The organism is Solimonas flava DSM 18980 (genome assembly GCF_000426685.1).
GTDB classification, from domain to species: Bacteria; Pseudomonadota; Gammaproteobacteria; order Nevskiales; family Nevskiaceae; genus Solimonas; species Solimonas flava.
Map to the genome: position 1 here is coordinate 79234 of NZ_AUFV01000012.1, position 23251 is coordinate 102484.

Here is a 23251-nt window from a genome sequence, read left to right on the forward strand (position 1 = left end):
CACGCCGCGATGGCGGCGAACGCGAGCGACGGCGCCCTCGGCCGCGACATCCTCGCGCACGCCGTGCCCGCCGGCAGCGGATCGCGACGCTGCCAGGGCCGCGCGCGCAGCGCCCGCCCGCGGTCCGTCGCAGCGGCGACCGGCGGCGGCGCACGCGCGCCGCAGCGCCGGCGTCTCGCCACCGCCGGTCCGCCGGCATCGGCCTGCGGCTACGGATATGCCGGCGGCTTGGCTACACTGCTGCGACGACGTCGTCCGACGTCCGAACAACAACAGGGGGAATCCATGCCGACCACGCGCCGCGCCCGCTGGCGATCCCCGTTCCTTGCCGCCGCGCTGGCCGGCGTCGTCATGCTCGCGGCGGCGGCGGCGCCACCGGTAACGGAGCCGCCGGCGGCGGAGCTGCCGGCCCGCGACGTGCAGATCGGATTCCCCGAACTCGGCGTCAGCGATCCGCTGGAACTGCGCGGCGTCGAGGGCATCGCCGGCGTGCCGCTCGGCATCCGCCTCGACGAGGTGGCGACGGCGGCCAGCCTGCACCTGCGCTACACCTACTCGCCGGCGCTGCTGCCGGACCTGTCGCACCTGCGCATCCGCGTCAACGACGAAGTCATCGCCGCCGTGCCGCTCGACCATGAGCACGCTGGCGTGGAGGTGGAGCGCGAAATCCCGATCGACCCGGCGTATTTCAGCGACTTCAACCGTCTGCGCTTCGATCTGATCGGCCACTACACGCGCGATTGCGAGGACCCCGCGCACAGCAGCCTGTGGGCGACGATCAGCACCGGCAGCCGCCTCGACCTGCGGTTGCGGCCGCTGCCGCTGGCGCCGGACCTCGCGCTGCTGCCGGCACCGTTCTTCGATCGCCGCGACAACAAGCGGCTCGACCTGCCGGTGCTGCTGCCGGCCAAGCCGTCGAAGGAACTGCTGCGCAGCGCCGGCATCGTCGCCTCGTGGTTCGGCGCCTTGGCCGGCTACCGCGGCGCGCACTTCCCGGTCTCGCTCGACGCGCTGCCGGACGGCCACGCGCTGGTGTTCGCCACCAACGCCGAGCGGCCGCGCGGCCTCGATCTGCCGGCCGTGCAGGCGCCGACTCTGAGCATGCTGCGCAGTCCGCAGCAGCCGCAGTCCCTGCTGCTGGTCGTGCAGGGCGCCGATGCCGCGCAGCTGGCGCTCGCCGCCGAGGCGCTGGTGCTCGGCCAGGCGGCGCTGAGCGGGTCGCAGACCACGGTGCAGAAAGTCGAGCTCGGCCAGCGGCGGCCGGCCTACGACGCGCCGAACTGGGTGCGCGGCGACCGCCCGGTCAAGCTCGGCGAGCTGGTCGACGATCCCGAGGACCTGCAGGCGCACGGCCACGCGCCGGCCCCGGCCCGCGTCAACCTGCGCCTGCCGCCCGACCTGCTGTTCTGGGATCGCGGCATCCCGCTCGACCTCTACTACCGCTACACGCCGCCGGCGGTACGCGGCAATTCGATGCTGTCGCTGAGCCTCAACGATCAGCTGATCCGCTCGTACGCGCTGCGCGAGGCGCCGGTGCCGGGCCAGGACGGCAATCTGCTCGGCAGCGTGCTCGGCGACGGCAGCGTCGTCGATCACCGTCGGCTCGAAATCCCGGCGTTCGAAATCGGCAGCGACAACCAGCTGCAGTTCCAGTACGCGATCGAATACGACAAGCAGGGCCTCTGCCGCGGCACCTTCACCGACCTGCTGCGCGCCGGCATCGACGCCGATTCGACGATCGACATCAGCGGCTTCGCGCACTACACCGCGCTGCCCGACCTGGCCCTGTTCGCCAACGCCGGCTACCCGTTCACCACCTACGCCGATCTGGCCGAAACGGCCGTCGTGCTGCCCGACGCGCCGGGCGCGCACGACCTCGCAACGATGCTGTTCCTGCTCGGCCGCATGGGCCGCATCACCGGCGCGCCGGCGCTGCGCGTGCGCATCGCCGACAGCCGCGACCTGGCCGGCCTGCACGACGCCGATCTGCTGGTGATCGGCCGCGGCCGCAACGGCGACCTGCTGTCGCAGTGGGGACACGAACTCGGCCTGACGATGCAGGACGCGAAACGGCAGTTCAAGGACGCGCCGGCGACGCCGTCGATGAAGGCCGACGCGCTGCAGCCCGATCCGTACCGCGAGACCGACCGCCGCGTCAGCCTGACGACGACCGGCAGCCTCGCCGCCTTCCTCGCCTTCGAGTCGCCGCTGCGCGCGGGCCGCAGCGTCGTCGCGCTGGTCGCCAACACGCCGCAGGCGCAGGACGCGCTGGTCGAGGCGCTCGACAAGCCGGGCATGATCCGCCGCATCCGCGGCGATACCGCCATCGTGCGCGGACAGGAGGTGGCCAGCTTCGCCGGCGAACGCCCGTACTACGTCGGCAACCTCAGCCTCTGGCGCCGCATCTGGTTCCACCTCGCCCGGCATCCGGGGCTGCTGCTGCTGCTCGCGCTGGTCGCCGGCTTCCTCTCCGCGTTCGGCATCTACGGCTACCTGCGCAAGCGGGCCGAGGCGCGCCTGCGCGGCTGAGTGCGCCCGGACATGCGCCGACTGCTGGCCGTCGCCCTGCTCGCCGCGAGCGGCAACGCGCTGGCCGCCGACAGCGCGGACGCGGTGCTGTGGCGCAGCGCCTGGGTCTGGGAGGCGCACGGCCGCGGCGATCTGGCGCTGGACTCCCTGACCAAGCTGCAGCGCTCGCGCCCGGACGACCTCGACATCGCACTGCAGATGGGCCTGCTGGAGCTGCGCTCGGGCCGCTTCGAGGACGCCAACCGGCGCCTCGCCGCGATGCGGGCGCAGGCCCCCGACGCGGCGGCGACGCATGAGCTCGACACCGCCTATCGCGTGTTGACGCGCGACCGCATCAAGCTCGCTTCGATCCGGCGCCTGCTCGAAATTTCCGAATATGAGCAGGCGCTCGCCGCGCTGCGCGAACTGTTCCCGGACGGACCACCGGGCCACGATCTCGGCATCGAGTACTACCGGGTGATCGGCCGCACGCCGAACGGCTGGAACGCCGCCCGCGACGGCTTCGAAAAACTCGTCGCCGACAATCCCACCGATCCGCGCTACCTGCTGGCGCTCGCCGAGCATCTGGCCACGCGACCCGCCACACGGCCGCGGGCGCTGGCCCTGTTCGCCGAGCTCGCCGAGCGCGACGACGTCCGCCACGAGCCGGTGATGAACGCCTGGAAGGAGGCGCTCGAAGACGCCGGCCCCGGCGAAGTCACGCCGGCGATGCGGGCGCGCTACGCGCGTCTGGCGCCGGACGACGCGCCGGCCTTGCAGGTGCCGAGCCGCGCCGCGGCGGCACCCGCCGCCGCAGAAGCGGCCAGCGCCGCCGCGCCGGCGGAAACCGCCGCCGAAGCCGAGGCGCGCAAGGCGAACGCGCTCGCCGAGGCCGAAGCGCGGCAGCGCGCCGCAGCGCAGGCCGCGGCCGAAGCCGAAGCGCAGCGGGCCCGCCGGCAGGCGCAGGCCGAAGCGCGCGCCGCCGCCGACGAAGGCGACCGCCTGCGTGAAAGCGGCGCGCTGGCCGAGGCGCTGGCCGTCTACGAGCAGGCGGCAGCGCGCGAACCGACGCTCGCGCGCACCCTGCTCGGCCGCGTGCGCACGCTGGCCGCGCTGCGACGCTACGACGAAGGCTTCGCGGTCGCCGACGCCTTCCTGGCACAGGCGCCGGACGCGAGCACCGACGTCAGCCGCGCCCGCGCCGTGCTCTACGAAGCGCGCGGCGAGCAGGCGCTCACCGAAGGCCGGACCGAGGCCGGCGTCGCCGATCTCGCCCAGGCCCTGCAGGCCACGCCCGACGATCCCTGGCTGCGCTACGCGCTGGCGCGCGGCTACGCACGGCTCGGCCAGGCCGAGCGCGGCCGCACCCTGATGGCCGAGGGCACCGCGCTCGCGCCGGCCGATGCCGACAGCCGTTACGCGCAATCGCTGTACCTGTCGGCGATCGACGCCGACGCCGACGCGCTGCAGGCCCTGCAGGCGGTGCCGGCGGCGCAGCGCAGCGCCGGCATGCAGCGCCAGTACGCGAGCCTGCAGGTCGCCGTATCCGGACGCGCGGCCGTCGAGGCGCAGCGCGGCGGCGATCTGGCGGCGGCGCAGAACCATTTGCTCACCGCGCAGCTGGCCGCCGGCCATGACCCCGCCCTGCTCGGGCAACTGGCGCAGTACTGGGTCGCGATCGGCGATGCCGAAGCCGCGCTGGCGGTGCTCGACGCCCCGCAGGCGGCGACCGACGCCGCCGGCCGCGCCGAACTCGGCGTGGCGCGCCTGCGCGTGCTCGAAGCCGCCGGTGACGACGCCGCCTTGCGCAAGGCGCTCGATGCGCTGCCGGCCGACGCGCCGGCCACGGTCGCCGCCGCGGCCGCCTCGCTGCGCCGCGGGCTCGTGCAGCGCGAGGCCGACGCCGCGCTCGCCAAGGGCGATCCGCAGGCGCAGCTGGCCGTCTACGAGCAGGCCCTCGGGCAGAGCGGCGACGCCGGCCTGCGTCGCCTGTACGCCGACGCGCTCGCCGCGCAGCAGCGCTGGCCGCAGGCCGAGAGCCAGTACGCGCAGCTGCTCGCCGGCAGCCCGGACGACGCCGGCCTGCGTCTCGACCATGCGCGCACGCTCGAGGAAAGCGGGCAGCGCAAGGCGGCGCGCGCCGAGATCGACGTCGCCCTGCAGCACGCCAGCGGCGACGCCGCGGTGCTGCGCAGCGCCGCGCGCCGCCTGCAGGCGCTCGGCGACTACGAAGCCGCGCGCCGCGCCCTCGATGCGGCCGGCGCCGCCGGCCCGCGCGACGCCGACTGGCTCGCGCAGTCGGCGCGGCTCAGCGAGCTGTCCGGCCACGACACGCGCGCGGTGCGCGAATACCGCGCGGCGCTGGCGCAGCGTCCCGACGACGCCGCGCTCAGCGCCGCGCTCGCCGGACTCGCCGCGCAGCGCCATGCCGAAGTGATCGCCGGCCTCGACTGGCAGAGCAAGGCCGGCGAGCCCGGCTACTCGGACACGCGCAGCCTGCAGCTGCCGGTCGAGATCAGCTGGCCCTGGCGCTACGACGGCCAGCTGTTCGCGCATGCCGACGTCGTCGATCTCGACGCCGGCCGCCTGCCCGGCAATTACGACGACGCCTCGCTCTTCGGCAGCGTGCAGGCGAGCGGCCCGGACGCGGTCCTGGCGTTCCCGTCCGGACTGGAGCAATCGGCCACCGGCGTCGCGCTCGCCGTCGGCTACACCAGCGGCGGCCTGCGCCTCGATCTCGGCACCAGCCCGCTCGGCTTTCCGGTGCAGGACCTGCTCGGCGGCATCCGCTACGACGGCGAGCTCGGCCCGCTCGACTACTCGATCGACCTCGCGCGGCGCCCGGTGACGAGCACGCTGCTGTCCTACGCCGGCACGCGCGATCCGGTCACGCACGAGATTTGGGGCGGCGTACGCGAGAACGGCCTGACGCTCGGCCTCGCGCAGTACGGCGGCGCGCTGAGCTGGCGCGCGTCGCTCGGCGCGTCGTATCTGGACGGCCGCAACGTCGCCGACAACCGTTACATCGGCGGCAGCGCCGGCGCCGACTACCGGCTCTACGACCGCAATGCGCAGCGCGTCTACATCGGCCTCGGCGTCCGTTACTGGGACTACGAGAAGAACCTGCGCTACTACACGCTCGGCCACGGCGGCTACTACAGCCCGCAGCGCTATCTGTCGCTGAGCCTGCCGCTCGAATGGCAGGGCCACAGCGAGCGCTGGAGCTATCAGCTGCAGGCGGCGCTGTCGCACACCAACAGCCGCGAGGACGACGCGCCGTTCTATCCGGACGACGCGGCGCTGCAGGCCCGCGCCGCGCTGTCGCCGCTGCCGCCGCATTACACGCGGCCGGTCTACGACGGCGGTTCGAGCAGCGGCTGGGGCCGCAGCCTGCAGGCGCGCATCGAATACGCGCTGGATGGCGACTGGGCGATCGGCCTGCGCGGCGCGCTCGACCGCTCCGACTACTACGAGCCGAATTTCCTCACGCTCTACGTGCGCCGCCTGCTGCTGCCCGGCACCGTGCTGCGCGCGCCGCCGGAGCCGCCGCGCCCCTACGCCGACTACTGATCGCTGCGGGTGTCGTAGCGCGTCCAGGCGCCGTCCGGCGTGCGCATCTGGTAGTCGCTGCCGACGCGCATCAGCACCGTCTGCTCGTTCTCGGACACCGCTTCGGTCTGCGGCAGGTTGGCCGCCGCCGCGGCGAGCGCCTCGCCGCCGGCAAACGGCGCATCGGCGATCAGATTCTCCAGCAGCTGCGCCACCGCGAGCAGCGCCGTCGGCGTCTCGACGGCGCGCTGCGGCTGCGCGGCATAGCCCGGGCCGATCAGCTTGACGCCGACCGGCGCCAGCGTGATCGCCGGCGTCGGGATCTCGCGCAGGCCGGAAATCTGCATGCGGTCGCCGCGCACCGCGGCGCCGTGCTCGGGCACGACGACGACGACCGCGCGCCGCCCCGACTGCGCAACCAGATCGAAGAAGCGGCCGATATCGTCGAGGAACATCGTCACGCGCCGCTGGTAGCTGTCGTGCGAGTTCGCCGGACGGTAACCGTCGATGCGGTTGCCGTCGTGCAGCGTCACCGTGTTGTAGAACAGCGCGACGCGCGACGCCGGCAGGGCCTGCCGCTTCTGCCACCAGCGCGACAGCACGTCGTAGTCGTCGTAGATCGGCGAGCCGTCGAAAGCGTGCATCGCGACGCGCGCGCCGGGGTCGACGTCCTGGCTGGCGGCGACGCCGAGGTTGGCGCGCACATCACCGACGAAATCGCCGAAATGGCCGTCGTGGTTCATCGTCCAGTGCGGCTCGAAGCCGGCCGCCGCGAGATCGGCCATCAGGTGACACTCGGGCGGGTCCGGCTTGTACAGCGCTGCGTGCGAGGTCTGCCCGCAGGCGCTGCGCAGCACGCGAATCGCCGCCGGCCCGCTGTAGCTCGCCGCCGTATTGAAGTTGCGCAGCAGCAGGTCGAAGCGCTTGATCAGCGCATGGTCCTGCGCGCCGACGTACTGCAGATCGTCCCAGGCCAGCGAGCAGACGTGCACGATCAGCACGTCGAACGGTGCGCTGTCGGCCGGCGGCGGCGTGAAGCGCACGCGGCGCGGCGCTTCACTGGCGTAGAAGGCCTGCAGGCGGGCCGTCAGCGAGGCATCGGTCAGCGGCTCGGTCGCGCCGGCCGGCGCGGCGACGCCGGGCGCGCCCGACGTCGCCACCGCCGGCGCCGCGACGCGCAGCTGCTGCAGCGCGCCGACCGCCGGCACGCTCAGAATGCCGATGACGGCGAACGTCGCCATGCGCAGGCGGTGCGCGAGCAGCAGCCAGACCAGCAGCAGCGCGACGAGCCCCAGCGCCACGTGCGGATTGAAGAAGCGCGACGCCAGCTCCAGCAGATAGGCGCCGGAGAACGTCATCACGTCGCCGGCCGTGGCCAGCACGCGACGGATCGGCGGCAGGAAGGAGTCGTAGTAGAGCAGCGAAAGGCCGAGCGGCACGGCGAGCACCTGGCGGCTCACGCGCAGCCAGCGCCGCCGCAGCGGCCACGCCGTCAGCGCCGCGAAGCCGAGGTTGTAGAGCACGTGAAAGCCGATGTCGCCGCGGTAGTACAGCAGCAGCTTGGCGAAGAAGTAGAAGCTCCAGAATCCCATGGCACCCTCAGGCCGGCTGCGGCGCCGTGGCGGCGCGGCGCGTCGCGACGGCACGCCGCAGACCGCGCAGCAGCGATTCGAACAGGCGCACGTAGCCCAGGCCGCCGAAGCGGATGATCTCGGCGAGACTGGCCAGCGGCCGGTCCGGCGTCGTCTGCTCGTTCCAGTCGAGCCAGGCATCGGCACGGCCGAAGGTGCAGAGCAGCAGCCGGCTCTCCTGCTCGACGCTCATTTCGTCGAGCAGCACGCCGAGATGCTGGCCCTGGACGGCCGCCACCTGCGCGCCGAACGAAAACTCCTGGTCGCCGTGCCGCAGCAGCACCCGCACCGGCGTGCCGCGCGCCAGCTCGACCGGCGCGGAGGCAACCAGACCCAGGCCCTGGATCGAGTAATCGCTGGTCGTGCAGGCCAGCGCGCAGCCGTCCGGCAGATAGAGCGAGGCCGGCACGCGCAGCGGCACGCGCGAGGCGACGCGCACCTGGCGCATTTCCGCCGCCACGCCGAGCGCCGCGCCGAGCATGATCAGGCTGTACGCCGCCCAGGCCATGTTCATCAGCACCGTCGCCGGTTCGAAGCGGTTCCAGTCGACCAGGCGCACGACGCCGAGCGCCACGCCGACGACGTTGGCGACCATCAGCACGAGATACGGCATGGCGATGCGCCAGTCGAAGTAGTCGCGCTCGACGAGGCCGCCCTTGGCGGTGACGTTGAAGCTGCCGGCATGCGGGCGGAACAGCGCCACCGTGGTCGGCCAGGCGATGTACCAGGCCAGCACCGTCTCGTAGGCCTCGGCCCAGAACGAGTGCCGGTAGCGGCCCTGCACGCGCGAGTTGGTGAGATTGGCGAGGAACAGATGCGGCAGCGCGTAGGTGACCAGCGTCGCCGCCGCCGCGTTGATGACGTGCATCTCGAAGTACAGATAGGCCAGCGGTGCGGTCAGGAAGACCAGGCGCGGCAGGCCGTTGAAGAAATGCAGCATGGCGTTGCTGTAGCAGAGCCGCTGGAAGAACGTCAGGCCCGGGCCGAACAGCGGATTGTCGAGACGGAAGATCTGCGCCATGCCGCGCGCCCAGCGGATGCGCTGGCCGACGTGGATCGACAGGCTGTCGGTGGCCAGGCCGGCGGCCTGCGTGAGGCGGATGTAGGCGGTGTTGTAGCCGCGGCGCTGCATCTTCAGCGCCGTGTGCGCGTCCTCGGTGACGGTCTCGATGGCGATGCCGCCGACTTCCTCCAGCGGCTTGCGGCGCAGCACCGCGCAGGAGCCGCAGAAGAAGGTCGCGTTCCACAGGTCGTTGCCGTCCTGCACGAGGCCGTAGAACAGGCTGCCCTCGTTCGGCACGCGGCGGAAGGTGCCGAGGTTGCGTTCGAACGGGTCCGGCGAGAAGAAATGATGCGGCGTCTGCAGCATCGCGCACTTCGGATCGGCGAGCATCCAGCCGACCGTGGTCTGCAGGAACGAGCGCACCGGGATGTGGTCGCAGTCGAAGATCGCGATCAGCTCGCCGTCGGTCTGGCCGAGCGCGTGATTGAGGTTGCCGGCCTTGGCGTGGGCGTTGTCCGGCCGCGTCAGGTAGCGCGCGCCGCACTCGGCGGCGAAGGCGCGGAACTCGTCGCGCCGTCCGTCGTCGAGGATGTGGACGCGCAGCTTGTCGCGCGGCCAGTCCATGCCGAGCGCGGCGAGCACCGTCGGCCGCACCACGCGCAGCGGTTCGTTGTAGGTCGGCACGAAGACGTCGACGGTCGGCCACAGCGCGGTGTCGGCCGGCAGCGACACCGGCTTGCGGTGCAGCGGCCAGCAGTACTGCAGATAGCCGAGCGCGAGGATGAGCCAAGTGTAGCACTCGGCCGCGATCAGGCCGTAGCCGAACAGGCGGTCGAAGTCGGTCTGCAGATCGAGCGTGTGGGTCAGACGCCACCAGATGTAGCGGCTCGACGCGATCAGCGAGAAGGCGATCAGCACCAGCGTCGGCAGATTGCCGGGCAGGCGCCGCAGCATCAGCGCGCTGGTCCACATCAGCGCGCCGAGCAGCAGCTGCTCGGCGTAGCCGAGCGGCGTGGTCGCGCAAACCCACAGCAGGACGGCGCACAGCACGCCGGCGACGACGCGCAGCGGCACGGGCACGGCGTCGACGCGATCGGCGAACCGGTGCAGGCGCCGGCTCGCCGGCCGGAAATCGTAGCGATCGAGCAACTGCTCGAAGCGCCGGAACGGCCACAGCAGCAGATGCAGCAGCGCCGCACAGGCGCCGCCGAGCTCGTGCAGCGCGCGCAGCAGCGGCGCGCGCGGGGCGGGCATCGGCGCGGCGTCGAGCGGCAGACGGAACAACAGCAGCGCCATGATCCAGTCGCGCGCCGAATCCGGCTGCGCGACGCCCAGTTCACGCGCGGCCAGACGCAGCGGCGGCGCGGCCAGCAGCACCAGCCAGGCCGGCCACGGCCGCGTCTGCTCGGCCGGCAGCACGAAGAGGTTGCGCAGCCATTCGCGCAGCACGCGCGGATGGCGCACGCCGAGCGGCGCCGCGAGCCGGCCCAGCAACGCGTCGGCGTTCACGCCGTCACGCCCAGCGAGCGCAGCAGCCACGACGCCAGCAGTTGCAGGTCGGCGGCGGCCTGGCTGCCCGGCGCGTCGACGAGCAGCGCGCGGTTGCGCGCCAGCGCGTCGGCGACGCTGCCGTCGCGGTGCACGGCGTAGGGCGCCAGGCGCTCGCCGAGTTCGCGGCGCAGCAGCACGCGAATGTCGTTCTGCAAGGGGCGATTCGGCTCGAAGCCGTTGAGCACGTAATGCACGCGATCCGGCTGCAGGACCTCGGTGCGTGCCAGCCCGCCGAACGAAATCGGGTCGGCGCCGAGAACCGCGAGCACGCGGTCGGCGACGGCCGCCACCTGCGCGGCCAGCCGCGACGGCAGCGACGGCGTGTCGACCAGGACGATGGCGCTGTCCTGCCATTCGCCGACGTCGAAGCGGCTGCGCAGCCCCTCGGGATCGGCGCCGAGCGCGACCGCGCAGGCCGAGGCCAGATCGTCGCCGGCGGCGCCGGCCGGCACGAACTGCACGCCGTCCGAATTGGCCAGCGCGGTCTCGCGCCAGTCCGTGCCGTCGCAGATCGCCGCGAGGAAGCCGCGCTGCGGGCGCGCCGTCGCCCCCAGGTGCAGGGCCAGATCGTTGTGTGGATCGCAGTCGATCGCCAGCACCGGATGCCCGCGTCGCTGCAGCGCATCGGCGAGCGCGGCGGTCAGCATGCTGCGCCCGACACCGCCGCAGGGCGAGACGACGGCCACGAGTTTCATGCCGGCCTCACGGGCGCGCCGCGCCGGAATCCGGCGGCGTCCATGGTTCGAGCAGCACCGGACGCCAGGCGCGGCCGAGCAGGCGGCGGCGCAGACGGCGCAGGCGCGGGCGCCAGCGCGGCGGCGCCTGTCGCCAGGCGGCGAAGAAGACGCCGAGCAGCACGCCGGACAGCAGCAGCGCGGCCCCGGCCAGCTTCACGGCGAGCACGGCGGCACCGCTCATGCCGCGCCCCCTGCGCGGCGCGGCGCGGCATGCACCGTGCGCGGCACCGGCGCCTCGACCGGAGCCGGCTCGGCCTCCTGGCGCAACGGAATCCGCAGCAGCGCGGCGCTGAAATCGACCGGCGGCTGCGCCGCCGCGCGCGCGCGCAAGCTGCGCATCGCCTCGCCGATCGGGCCCGCTCCGACCTGGAGCAGATAGCCGAGGAACAGGTCGCCGGGCGCGCGCGTGAAGATCCGTTCGAGCACGGCCTCGATCTCCGTCGCTGGGCAGCCGGGCAGGAACAGATACGCCTCGCGCTCGTCGGCGCTGAAGCAGTCGCCGGGGCGGCGCGGCTGGCAATAGCGCAGCGCGTCGACCAGCGGCAGATCGGGCAGCGGCACCAGGCGGACCAGCACGCTGTCGTCGCCAACCACGGTGCGCATCGCGTGCTCGACCTCGTCGGCGAAGGCCGGCAGCGGCAGATAGCCGCCGCGCAGCGGCATCGCCGCGGCGAGGGCCTGCTCGACGTCGAGTTCCAGCGGGCGCTCGTAGATCCGGCCCTGCAGCGCCGCCACGCGTTCGACCAGCATCGCCGGCGCCGCCCCGCCGTCGACGACGGCGTTGGCGCCGAGCGCCAGCAGCAGCTGGATCTGGCCGTGACGCAGGCGCAGGCCGCAGGCGCGGACCACGATCTTCAGCGCGCGCCCGGCCTGCTCGCGCAGGCGATGCACGCGCCGGGCCAGCGCCGCCTGGGCCTGCAGATCGGCGTAGTCGAGAATGCAGCAGGCCGCCTGCGCGCCGGCGGCCGCGGCTTCGAGCGCCGCGCCGTCGTCGACGAGGGTCCAGTCCGCCGGCCATGCGCCGTGACCGTCGGCCGCACGCTCGGTGATGAACACGTGCGTGCGATCCGCCGCCGTCGTCGCCACCTGCATCCAGCGCGCCCGCTCGGCGGCGTCGTCGAGGATCACCGTCAGCGCGCCGTCGTCGCCGAGCTTCAGTTTTTGTTCGGGCAGCGCCGGTTCGGGGTGTCCGGCGGGGCTGTTCCAGCGGCTCAGGCGCAAGACCCACTGCTCGTCGCCGGCGCGCATCACCGCGTCGCCGTCGAGCGCCGCGCGCGCCGCCGCGGCCTCGTCAACGCCATCGGCGACCAGCAGCAGCGAGGCGCGCCGCGCGCGTGCCCACGCGGCGCAATCGGCGGCGGACGCCGACGATGGCAGGCTATGCAGCCCCCAGACGACGACCAGCGTGCCGTCGGCGCAGCCGTAGTGATCGAGCTCGTCGAACAGCTGCAGCGGCCCGGCGCGGTTGCCGCGGGCCACGGCGTCCGCCTGCCATTGCAGCCAGCGCAGGCTGCCGCGCTGATGCGCGCGGCGGATTTCGATGCCCTGCCCCGCCAGCTCCGCGGCGAGCGCGGCAGGCTCGGCGCAGAGCACGAGCACGGGACGCTTGGCGCCGGCCGCCGCGCGCACGAGGCCGAGCAGCAGCGCCGACGGCGGATGCGGATCGCAGGCAAAGCCATAGCAGGCGCCGGGACGCAGCGCGCCGGCTGCGGGCGGCAGACCGGCGATGCCCAGCGGCGTCGCCGCCGGCGCCGTCAAGCCGCGGCCTCCGGCCCGGCGTTCGCCGCGCATCGCTCCGCCTGCAATGCGCTCAGCAGCGGCCAGCGCGAGCGCGCAAGCGCCACCGCATCGAGCTCGCGCTGGTCGACATAGCGCAGGCTGCCCGGCGCCCCCAGATGCGCCTGGAGTCGGGCGATGTCGTTGTCGGCGGCCGGTTCGTCGTTCACGCGGACAGCATGCGCAATGCCACAGACCCGCGCAACAAAGCGCGGCGCCGTGTTGCGCCGCTTTCGAGACCGGCCGTCGGCCGGCTCAGCGCAGCAGCGCTACCTCGTCGTCCTCGCGCGGCGCGCCGGCGTTCAGGCCGTCGCGCACGAAATGGATGTGGCGGCGCAGGATGTAGGCCTGGTCGGCGAACGCGCCGGGCATCTTGGTGCCGACCACCGACTTCTCGATCCTGTCGAGCTGAGCGAGCAGCGCGGCGCGCTGCTCCGGCGTCATCGGCTCCAGCATCGCGCGCTCCAGCGCCATCAGCTCGCCGTAGTGCTTGTAGATGCGGCGACGGATACGCCAGCCGTACAGATACGGCGCGAAGCGCAGACCGGGGATCAGCACGACGACGATCGGCAGCAGCACCACCGCGGCGCGATTGACGAGGCTGGCGAGCCAGAACGGCAGATAGCGGTACGCCAGGCCCTTGCCGGACTTGTAGTAGCGCGCCGCGTCGTCGCTCATCGGGTAATCGTGCTCGATCGCGTGCGGGAACTCGCCGGGGTTCTGCATCAGCGTGCCGCGGCCGTGCACTTCCTGCGCGGCCTCGACCAGCAGATCGGACAGCGCCGGATGCAGGTCCGCGTGCGCGAGCAGCTCGACGGTCGGCGCCAGCATCGTGATGCGATGGTCCGGCAGGTTGGCGCCGAGATCGAAGGCGCCCGGCGGCAGCTCGAAGCGGTTGAGATAGCGATAGCGGCGCTCGTAGGCCTCGCCCTGCGCGAAGTCGAACAGGCGGATGCCGGCGGCATGCAGCAGATCGCGCACGGCGCCGAGGTTGGCCGAGTCGCCGGACAGGAACGCCGCGTCGATCTTGCGCGCCAGCAGCGCCGCCGCCGCGTCGCCGCCTTCGAGATCGAAGAACTGCGTCGCGCCGCCGGGCTCGATGCCGTTGCCGTCGAGCAGCGCCATCGCCAGCACGCGCGTGCCGCTGCCCTCGTGGCCGACGGCGATGCGCTGGCCGGCCAGCTGCGACAGGCGCTCGATCGGCTTCGGCGCGCGGTAGAAGATCGTCACCGGCTGGCGGAACATGGTGCCGAGCGAAACGATGTCCGAAACGTCGCCGTCGCGCGTCACGCCGGACTGCACGAGCGCGATGTCGACCTTGTTCTCCGCCAGCATGTCGAGGTTGTCCGCCGAGCCGTGCGAGGACAGCACCTGCAGCTCGATGCCGTTGCGCGCGAGGATCTGCCGGTAGCGCTCGGCGACCGCGCGGAAGTTGCTGCCGTCCGGGCCGCCGGCCATGAGCAGATGCAGCGGCGGCGCCGGCCGCACGAAGTGCAGGGTCGCGAAGATCGCCGCGGCGCTGAGCAGCACGATCGGCGTCAGCGTCGCGATCGCGTCGCGCCACGACACCAGCGACACCGGCCGCAGGCCGAGCAGGCGGCGGCGCACGCCTTCGATCTTGCCGTTCTTCCCGGCTTCAGCGTTGGTCACAACGGGGCTTCCTGCAAGGTTCCGGCGCGCAGCTTGCCAGAACGGCGGCGACGATCAATGCCGCGCCGGCCGCGAGCGCGGTGCTTCGCGGCGCATCACGGCGCATCGCGGCGCCGACGATCGCGCGGCGCTCGGCAGGCGCTCGTGCGCCGGCGCGCAGTGAACTGCTGAAAACGTCGCACCTCGTCATGGCGAGGCGCCGGTGGCGACGACGCCCGCCCGCGGCGCACGTCGCCAGTGACGTCTCAGCATCGCCACGGGGCGCCATCGCCACGGTGCGCCGGCCTCGCGACGGCGGCGCCATTCGGATCGGCGCTAGCTCGCCGCGCCGCGCTTCGGGCGGCGCACCGTGCGCAGCTTGCCGCTGTTGCCGCCGCCGCAGAAGAAGCGCTCGCCGCCGTCGGACTCGAGTCCGGAGACGCCGACGCCCGGCGGCAGTTCGAGCGCGTCGTAGACCTCGCCGCTGCGCGGATCGATGCGCCGCAGTTCGCTCTGCTCGCCTTCCCAGGTGCCGTGCCACAGCTCGCCGTCGACCCAGGTCACGCCGGTGACGAAGCGGTTCGACTCGATCGTGCGCAGGATCGCGCCACTGTCCGGATCGATCTGATGGATCTTGCGTTCGCGGTACTGCCCGACCCACAGCGAGCCTTCCGCCCAGGCCATGCCGGAATCGCCGCCGCCGCCCGGCGCCGGGATCGTCGCGACGACGCGGCCGCTGTGCGGATCGATTTTCCGGATGCGGTCCTCGGCGATCTGGTACAGGTGCGCGCCGTCGAACGCGGTGCCGGCATGCGCAGCAACGTCGAGCGCGCGCTGCATTTCGCCGCTGTCCGGATCGAGCGCGGCCAGTCGGTCGCCGCCGGCGATCCAGACCGCGCGGCCGTCGTAACTCACGCCGTGCACCTGGGCGATGCCCGGAAACGGCCCCTGCTCGCGAATGATCTCGGCTGCCTGTCGTTTCATGCGGTCGTCCTCCGTCGTCGGGCGCGATCGGCGCCGGACTCACCTTAATCGCCCGGCAGCGGCGCGGGGAGTAACAAGCTCGTCGCGAATCCGGGCAGCGGCGGCGTCAGCCAGCGTCGCGCGCGGCCGCGGCCGAAGGCCTGCACCTTGCCGTCGGCGGCGAGCGCTTCGAGCGCGCGCTGCACGCTGCGCTGGCTCGTCGCCAATGCCAGCGCCAGCGCCGAGCTCGACCAGGACTCGCCGTCGGCGAGCAGCGCCAGCACGGCGGCGTGGTTCTCGTCCCGCGGCCGCGCCAGCACGACCACCTCGCGCGCCCGGTGCGGGCGCAGCGCGAAACCCGCCGGCGTGGCATGCACCTCGGCGAGCGGCCGCAAGGCCCGGCGCAGGCGTCCGATTTCGACGCGCAGGCGCGCGCGGTACGACTCATCGAGCTGCCGCGCACGAAAAGCCTGCGCGGCCAGATGGTCGCGCGAGGCGTCGGCCGGCCAGGCCTCGGCGAGCACGCGCACGAGCGTGAACAGCACCGGGCGCCGCGCCAGCGAGACCTGCACGCCCGCATCCCGCACCGCGTAGCGGCAGGCGTCGACGACGAAACGGCGCGAGGCGAACAAGGCCTCGACCTCGGCGAGCCGCAGGCTGCGTTCGCGGCCGCGCGCGATCAGCCGCGCCGCCGGCTCGTGCAAGGCGCGGGCCGCGTGCTCGACCTCCGCGCCGAGCGCCGCAACGCGCGCCTGCGCGGCCGCCTGCGCCGCGGCGGCCAGCGCGCGCTGCGCCGCATCCGTCCGCAGGCGCCGCAGCGCGATGCCGGCGACCAGCAATCCGTGCACGGCGCGCAACGCGGGCGGCAATGACGCCGCCGCGCAGCCGTCGAGCGCCTGCTCGGCTTCGTCGAGGCGGCCGAGCAGCAGCAGGCGGCGCACGTCGAGCAGCTGCGCGTGCGCGGCATTGACGGCATCGCCGTGCGCGGCCAGCGTCGCGCGCGCCAGATGCAGCGACTTCACCGGCCAGCCCAGCTCGCGCGCGGCGAGCGCGATCTCGGCTTCGGCGACGACGCAGCGTGCGCGCGACACCGGCGCGCGGGCGCCGAACGCCCGCGCCGCACGCCGCACGAGCTGGCGCGCGCGCGGCAGATCGCCGAGCTGCGCCATCGCGATGCCGCGCAGCGCGAGCGCCGGCGCGTCGTCGCGCAAGGCCACGCGCTGCAGGGCGCCGAGCGGATCGCCGGCGGCGAGCGCGCGCCCCGCGGCCGTGATCAGCGAATCCATCGCAAGCGCTCACCGCAATCGCGACACACTTGTCACTCCCTGCGTTGCCTGGCCCGTTCCTAATCTAGCGCAAGGCCGACGACCGTCGTCGCCGGCGACGACGCAACGACCGAGACGCGCAGGAGCCGAAGCCAGTGGAAGCCATCGCGACCGAAAGACTCCTGCGCACCGCCATGTCGGCGCTGCGGCGCGCCGCAGGTGTGGACGCAAGCCCCACCCGATCCGCTCGCAGACGCCGGCCATCCTTCGCCCGCGGTCCGGATGCACGGCACATACACCGGCCCAGCCGCCCGTCGTGGCGACCTTGAATGCCTGTACGGCACAAACCTTCGCAATCCCACCCAGGAGTCCCGTCATGGAAAAGCACGAAACCGCCACCCGCGCGCAGTGGCTGCAAGCGCGTCTTGATTTGCTCGCCGCCGAGAAGGAGCTGACGCGGCGCAGCGACGCGCTCGCCGCGCAGCGCCAGGCGCTGCCCTGGGTCCGCGTCGATCAGGATTACCGCTTCGACACCGAGCAGGGCCCGGCGACGCTGGGCGAGCTGTTCGGCGGCCGCTCGCAGCTGATGGTCTATCACTTCATGTTTGGTCCGGACTACGCCGCCGGCTGTCCGTCGTGCTCGGCGATCGCCGACGGCTTCAACGGCATCGCCGTGCACCTCGCGAACCACGACGTCGCGCTGACCGCGGTCTCGCGCGCGCCGCTCGAAAAACTTCAGGCCTACAAGAAGCGCATGGGCTGGACCTTTCCGTGGGCGTCCTCGCGCGGCAGCGACTTCAACTTCGACTTCAACGTCGCCTTCACCGAGCAGCAGCAGCGCGACGGCAGCATCGAATACAACTACCACCGCGCCGGCCACACCATGGACGCGACGACCGCGGTGCCCGAGCCGGTCGCCATCCAGGCGGCGATGAGCGGCACCGACGCGCCCACGTACGCGCGCGACCGGCCGGGGCTCAGCACCTTCGTGCTCGAAGACGGCGTCGTCTACCACACCTACTCGGCGTACTCGCGCGGCGTCGATCGGCTGTGGGGCATGTACCAGTGGCTCGACCACGCCCCGAAGGGCCGCAACGAAAGCGGCGTCTGGTGGCGCCGCCACGACGAGTACGGCTCGCGCTGAGCGGCGTGTGGACGCGTCGCGACGCGCCTTCTTCGGCGGCGCGGCCCTGCTGTTCGCCGGCAGTGCCGCGCTGACGGTCGCGTGGAGCCTGCCGGCGCCGCCTTTCCCGGCGCTGCCGATGTGCGGCGGCGGCGCGATGAAGACGATGTGGCTGCCGGAGCGCGGCTGGCCGGGCGCTGCCGCCGCGTTCATCGTCATGTGGATCGTGATGATGGCGGCGATGATGCTGCCGGTGGCATCGCCGCCGCTGTGGCGCTACCGGCAGGCGCTCGCCGCGGCGCGCGTGCCCCGCGCCGTGCGTCTGACCGCGCTCGCCGGCCTCGGCTACTGCAGCGTGTGGACGGCGACCGGCGCGCTGGTCTTTGCGCTCGGCGTTGCGCTGACGGCGGCCGAATGGCGGCTGCCGGCGCTGGCGCGCGTCGAACCGCTGGCGAGCGCCCTCGTGATCCTGATCGCCGGCGCCCTGCAGCTCGGCACCTGGAAGCGGCGCCGTCTGGCCTGCTGCCGCGAGGCCGATGCGTGCGCGCACGCCGCGCCCGGTGCCGGCGCCGCGTGGCGCCACGGCCTGCGCCTCGGGCAGCGCTGCGTGGCCTGCTGCGCCAACCTGACGGCGGTGCTGCTCGTCACCGGCCTCATGGACCTGCGCGCCATGCTGCTGGTGAGCGCCGCGATCAGCGCCGAGCGGCTGGCGCCGCGCGGCGTACGCATCGCGCAGCTCGTCGGCCTCGGCCTGATCGGCGCCGGGCTGGTGTTCGTCGCGCGCGCGGCCGGCTTCTGAAGGCCGCGCACGCAGACCGTTCCGCGTACGCGCCGGCTTGCGTGCGTCCGGCGTGCGCTCGGGCCGCGCCGCTCAGAGCGCGTACAGATCGACGTACTCGTGCACCGGCAAGCGCTCCAGCGTGGCCTGCTCGAGCGAGGCGTCGAGGATGCGCTGCTGCTGGCGCGGCGCGAAACGGCGCGCGAGATTGCTCCGGAACTTGGCTTCGAGCAGCGGCAGGCCCTCGGCACGGCGCCGGCGATGGCCGATCGGATATTCGACGACGACCTCGTCGAGCGCGCTGCCGTCCGTGAACTCGACGCGCAGCGCATTGGCGATGCTGCGCTTGTCCGGGTCGTGATAGTCCTTGGTGAACTGCGGGTCCTCGATGCAGACGATCTTCTCGCGCAGCGCGTCGATGCGCGGATCGGCGGCGACCTCGTCCTCGTAATCGTCCGCCGTCAGGCGGCCGTAGAGGATCGCGACGGCGACCATGTACTGAATGCAGTGGTCGCGGTCGGCCGGATTGTCGAGCGGCCCCTGCTTGTCGATGATGCGCCGGCAGGCTTCCTGTGTGCGGATCGTGATGCGGCGGATGTCTGCGGCCGTCCTGCCGCTGGCCTTCAGCAGCGCGTGCACCTGCATCGCCGCCTCGGCGCCGGTCTGGCCGTGGAACTCGGCGGGGAAGCTGATCTTGAACAGCACGTTCTCCATCACGTACGAACCGTACGGGCGCTGGAAGCGGAACGGCTGGCCGCCAAAGCTGACGTCGTAGAAACCCCAGGTCCTGGCCGTGAGCACCGACGGATAACCCATCTCACCGGTGCGCGCCATCAGCGCCAGCCGCACGCCGCGACTGGTCGCGTCGCCCGCCGCCCAGCTCTTGCGCGAGCCCGTGTTCGGCGCGTGGCGGTAAGTGCGCAGCGACTGGCCGTCGACCCAGGCCAGCGACACCGCGTTGAGCATTTCCTCGCGCGACAGGCCGAGCAACTGCCCGACCACCGCCGTCGTCGCCACCTTGACCAGCACCACGTGGTCGAGGCCGACGCGGTTGAACGAATTCTCCAGCGCGATGCAGCCCTGGATCTCGTGCGCCTTGATCATCGCCGTGAGCACCGCGCGCATCGCCAGCGGCGTCTTGCCGGCGGCGACCGCCTCGCGGCTCAGCCAGTCGGCCACGGCGAGAATGCCGCCGAGATTGTCGGAAGGATGCCCCCACTCCGCCGCGAGCCAGGTGTCGTTGAAGTCCAGCCAGCGGATCATCGTGCCGAGGTTGAACGCCGCCTGCACCGGATCGAGCCGGAACGGCGTGCCCGGCACCTTCGCGCCGTTCGGCACCACCGTGCCCGGCACCAGCGGCCCGAGCAGCTTGGTGCAGGCCGGATACCCGAGCGCCTCCAGCCCACAGCCGAGCGTGTCGATCAGGCAGTGGCGCGCGGTCTCATAGGCCAGCGCCGAGCGCACCTCGTAGCGCTCGACGTAATCGACGATGTCGACGAGCGCCGCATCCCATTCGGGGCGGGCGGCGGATGGCGTATCGGGAGAAGACATGGCGGCGGCTCCTCGCATGGGATAGGCGCCGCCATGATGCGCCTTCGGACGGCGTGCGCCAGCTCGGCGACGGGTGACCTCCGGTCGAACGCGTGCTGATCGTTGTTGCCAGACCGGCAGGCCCAGTCCGACGCCGACCCGAGCGCGCACGCGTTTCGTTGTCGGCGCTCAACCCAAAGCGGTCAATCGCGTTGCCCAGATCGGCGTGCGCCAGTTCTCAGGATCGTGGGACATCCCGCTGTGCGATACGGCATCATGAGGCGGGGATTGCTCGGCGCGCTTATGCCGCATCGCAGGGGGAACGGGACATGGGAACCAGTCGCTTATCTGGATTTACAGCCGTGGCCGGCGGAATGAATAAGCTGACCCCAGCATCCGTCTATTAGCTGCTGGGCCTCAGAGATACGATGATGATTGATCCTGTGATCGCATGGTGGGGCGCCGGTCTCTCAACATTGCTGGCAACGGTAAAGCTCTACGAGCTCTGGCGAGATCGCTTCAGGCTCGATGTCACATATAAGTTCACCAGCGATGTCGGTCGGGGGAACGACGTCCTTATTCGAAACCTCTCTGGAAGACCGGTCATACTCGAGCACTGGGAGTTGTTCTATCGCGAGGGGCGTTGGCCTAGACACAAGGAAGAAGACATCGCGTATGCGGAGCATGATTCCAACGACAAGAGAATCGATGCGTACAACACACACACCCTGCACTTCAGCGACGAGAACTATTTTTCCTGGGGGCATAGTGCGCTGAACGGACGGCGCATCTTCATTCGGCTGCACCTAGCAGGTCGAGGCGCTCAGTGCCGAAAGGTGTATCCGGCATGAGGCCCAACAATGCGTTCAACTCGACGCCCACGCCTCCGCTTCGCTGCGGCGTGACCGCGCGTTAACGCGGGCGTTATGTCTCATGAGTGATCGACTGCCAAGTCATCGACGTGTAAACGCTGAAGCATTTCGATCCCTGTTTGAGGGCATGTCTCAGGAGGATTTGCGCCTGCAGAATGAGCAGGATTCAGCACGAAGCAAGGCGGAGCACGAGCGTTTCGTTGAAGCCTATTCTCGTGAGGAATGTTATCTATGCGGAAAGCCATTGAAGACCATAAGCAAATCGGAGCCATGCGTACATTGGCTTCTTCGCCAGTGCAAGTTTAAGAAGAAGGATTTTCCACTAATTTACGCACGGTTCGGATACACACAGATCGCCGCCTTCCTTCGCTGGTCTGCGAATCAGGAGCGTTTCCTGAGTAGCATCAACGACCTTGAAGCGGAGCGAAACGATCGAAAGGTTTTCGAATACACCATTAGGTGGCGGAACATTGAGTGGACATTTGACTGCTCAGAAAACGACTACACGGGGCACAAAGGCATGTCATCGAGCCATCCCCATTATCACTTTCAAATGCGTATTGATGCGCGACCCTTCATAGATTTTGGAGACTTTCACGTTCCATTTTCGGAAGAGGATTTGTTCAGTTTGGATCTTTCGCGGACTTTTCCAGAGCATTTCCATCACTCTTTCGGGGAGGCCGGCGCTGGTATGCAGGCGGCGGTCGAGTTTGATCCGGAGCTTATCGTTTCGGAGTCAAGCCACACCGACAACGAGGATGAGGCAACATATCGTCTGCAGACGATAATTGTTGGCTCAAAAGAAAAGCCAATCACCAAGGAGCAGCTCAGCGCTATGTTTGAAGAAAGCGAGCGTACCGGGCAGACGCTTGCTCACTTGGCTCGGAAGCATCTGCCTGACGCGGAGACTATCAAGACAATAGTGTCTGCTGCTGACTCCATCCCAGAGATCGCAAAAAGAACGGAACGGGATCGTAGGTGAGTTGCAGAGGGACGCCCTCGCCTTCGGTGAGGCCGCCCCTGACCTGAGCATTAAAGACCGCACCAAGCCGCCACAGCACTAGATGCAGAAAGGCCCGGACGTCGCCGTCCGGGCCTTTTCTTTACGCACGCATCATGAGCGCAAGCGCTTAGAACGCATCGCCCGGCACGCGCACCCAGCCTTCCATCAGCACGCGCGCGGAGCGCGACATGATGGCTTTCTTGACGACCCACTGAGCCCCCCCGTTCGGCAATGGCTCCTGCACGGCCGCGGCGCCGACGCGCAAGGAGCCGGACGGATGGCCGAAGCGCACCGCTTCGCGTTCGCCGCCGCCGGCGGCGAGGTTAACCAGCGTGCCGGGGATCGCCGCGGCGGTGCCGATCGCCACGGCTGCGGTGCCCATCATCGCGTGGTGCAGCTTGCCCATCGACAGGGCGCGCACGTTGAGGTCGATGTCGCTGGCCTTGATCTCCTTGCCGCTCGACGCCTTGTAGTCCTTCGGTGGCGCGACGAAGGCGACCTTCGGCGTGTGCTGGCGCTTGGCGGCTTCGCTGACGTCCTTGATCAGGCCCATGCGCAGCGCGCCGTAGGCGCGGATGGTCTCGAACATCGCCAGCGCCTTGGCATCGCTGTTGATCGCCTCGCGCAGCTCGGTGCCGGTGTAGCCGATGTCGGCGGCGTTGATGAAGACGGTCGGGATGCCGGCGTTGATCATCGTCGCCTTGAGCGTGCCGACGCCCGGCACTTCGAGATCGTCGACGAGATTTCCGGTCGGGAACATCGAGCCGCCTTCGTCGCCCTCCTCCGCCGGATCGAGGAATTCGATCTGCACTTCGGCGGCCGGGAAGGTCACGCCGTCGAGTTCGAAGTCGCCGGTTTCCTGCACCTGGCCGTTGGTGATCGGCACGTGGGCGATGATGGTCTTGTTGATCTGCGTCTGCCAGATGCGCACGACGCAATGACCGTTCTGCGGAATGCGCGCGGCATCGACCAGACCGTTGTTGATCGCGAACGAACCGACCGCGGCGGTGAGGTTGCCGCAGTTGCCGGACCAGTCGACGAAGGCCTTGTCGATCGACACCTGGCCGAAGCGGTAGTCGACGTCGTGGTCGGGCTTGGTGCTCTTCGACAGGATCACGGTCTTGCTGGTGCTGGACGTGGCGCCGCCCATGCCGTCGATCTGCGCGCCGTACGGATCCGGCGAGCCGATCACGCGCAGCAGGAACTTGTCGCGCGCCTCGCCGGGCACGCGGCAGCGCTCCGGCAGGTCGTCGAGCTTGAAGAACACGCCTTTCGACGTGCCGCCGCGCATGTAGGTGGCGGGGACTTTGATCTGTGGGACGTGGGTCATGGC

Annotated in this window: 17 protein-coding genes; 6 read left to right on the top strand and 11 right to left on the bottom strand. The window is 71.2% G+C overall.

The window, feature by feature from the left end:
* Positions 1-285 precede the first annotated feature (285 nt).
* The gene (bcsB, locus tag K343_RS22140) at positions 286-2529 is read left to right on the top strand and encodes a cellulose biosynthesis cyclic di-GMP-binding regulatory protein BcsB (RefSeq protein WP_161628894.1); all 2244 of its coding nucleotides are present in this window, start codon (positions 286-288) and stop codon (positions 2527-2529) included.
* A 12-nt stretch (positions 2530-2541) separates the two neighbouring features.
* Positions 2542-6078, top strand: coding sequence for a cellulose biosynthesis protein BcsC (locus tag K343_RS0113695; RefSeq protein ID WP_028008570.1), 3537 nt, complete (start codon positions 2542-2544; stop codon positions 6076-6078).
* Here the strand turns inward: K343_RS0113695 and bcsG are convergent.
* From bcsG to K343_RS0113740, 9 genes are all read right to left on the bottom strand, one after another.
* Positions 6072-7649 (bottom strand): cellulose biosynthesis protein BcsG, encoded by a 1578-nt coding sequence (gene bcsG, locus K343_RS0113700; RefSeq protein ID WP_028008571.1) that lies wholly within the window; start codon positions 7647-7649, stop codon positions 6072-6074. The genes K343_RS0113695 and bcsG overlap by 7 nt on opposite strands.
* Before the next feature lie 7 nt (positions 7650-7656).
* A complete protein-coding gene (gene bcsA, locus K343_RS0113705; RefSeq protein WP_028008572.1) occupies positions 7657-10200 on the bottom strand; it encodes a UDP-forming cellulose synthase catalytic subunit in 2544 nt (847 codons plus the stop codon).
* The gene (gene bcsQ / locus K343_RS0113710; protein WP_028008573.1) at positions 10197-10937 is read right to left on the bottom strand and encodes a cellulose biosynthesis protein BcsQ; all 741 of its coding nucleotides are present in this window, start codon (positions 10935-10937) and stop codon (positions 10197-10199) included. Before bcsQ ends, bcsA begins: the two co-directional genes overlap by 4 nt.
* A 7-nt stretch (positions 10938-10944) precedes the next feature.
* On the bottom strand, positions 10945-11160 hold the full coding sequence (locus K343_RS0113715) for a hypothetical protein (protein ID WP_028008574.1): 216 nt from the start codon (positions 11158-11160) through the stop codon (positions 10945-10947).
* Entirely contained in the window at positions 11157-12737 is a 1581-nt protein-coding gene (locus K343_RS23505) for a BcsE family c-di-GMP-binding protein (RefSeq protein ID WP_161628895.1), read from the bottom strand. The genes K343_RS0113715 and K343_RS23505 overlap by 4 nt, the downstream gene beginning before the upstream one ends.
* Positions 12734-12925, bottom strand: a complete 192-nt coding sequence (bcsR, locus tag K343_RS0113725) for a cellulose biosynthesis protein BcsR (protein ID WP_028008576.1) — start codon at positions 12923-12925, stop codon at positions 12734-12736. Before bcsR ends, K343_RS23505 begins: the two co-directional genes overlap by 4 nt.
* Before the next feature lie 85 nt (positions 12926-13010).
* Entirely contained in the window at positions 13011-14405 is a 1395-nt protein-coding gene (locus K343_RS0113730; RefSeq protein WP_028008577.1) for a TAXI family TRAP transporter solute-binding subunit, read from the bottom strand.
* A 315-nt stretch (positions 14406-14720) separates the two neighbouring features.
* Positions 14721-15368 (bottom strand): Vgb family protein, encoded by a 648-nt coding sequence (locus K343_RS0113735; RefSeq protein ID WP_028008578.1) that lies wholly within the window; start codon positions 15366-15368, stop codon positions 14721-14723.
* Between the two features lie 44 nt (positions 15369-15412).
* Positions 15413-16633 carry an ATP-binding protein gene (locus K343_RS0113740; protein ID WP_028008579.1) on the bottom strand — a complete coding sequence of 407 codons (1221 nt, stop codon included), beginning with the start codon at positions 16631-16633 and terminating at the stop codon, positions 15413-15415.
* 355 nt (positions 16634-16988) lie between these two features.
* On the opposite strand from K343_RS0113740, the gene K343_RS0113745 reads away from it, so the two are divergent.
* A complete protein-coding gene (locus K343_RS0113745; protein ID WP_028008580.1) occupies positions 16989-17756 on the top strand; it encodes a DUF899 domain-containing protein in 768 nt (255 codons plus the stop codon).
* Between the two features lie 7 nt (positions 17757-17763).
* On the top strand, positions 17764-18534 hold the full coding sequence (locus K343_RS22150) for a DUF2182 domain-containing protein (protein WP_043112768.1): 771 nt from the start codon (positions 17764-17766) through the stop codon (positions 18532-18534).
* A gap of 72 nt (positions 18535-18606) precedes the next feature.
* On the opposite strand, the gene K343_RS0113755 is transcribed toward K343_RS22150, so the two are convergent.
* Positions 18607-20064, bottom strand: coding sequence for a bifunctional 2-methylcitrate dehydratase/aconitate hydratase (locus K343_RS0113755; RefSeq protein WP_028008581.1), 1458 nt, complete (start codon positions 20062-20064; stop codon positions 18607-18609).
* A gap of 407 nt (positions 20065-20471) precedes the next feature.
* Between K343_RS0113755 and K343_RS24565 the strand changes: the two genes are divergently transcribed.
* A complete protein-coding gene (locus K343_RS24565; protein ID WP_154662573.1) occupies positions 20472-20894 on the top strand; it encodes a hypothetical protein in 423 nt (140 codons plus the stop codon).
* A gap of 82 nt (positions 20895-20976) precedes the next feature.
* A complete protein-coding gene (locus K343_RS22155; protein WP_043112769.1) occupies positions 20977-21897 on the top strand; it encodes a hypothetical protein in 921 nt (306 codons plus the stop codon).
* 148 nt (positions 21898-22045) lie between these two features.
* Here K343_RS22155 and prpF read toward each other — a convergent pair whose 3' ends face one another.
* The gene (gene prpF, locus K343_RS0113765; RefSeq protein WP_028008583.1) at positions 22046-23248 is read right to left on the bottom strand and encodes a 2-methylaconitate cis-trans isomerase PrpF; all 1203 of its coding nucleotides are present in this window, start codon (positions 23246-23248) and stop codon (positions 22046-22048) included.
* Positions 23249-23251 lie beyond the last annotated feature (3 nt).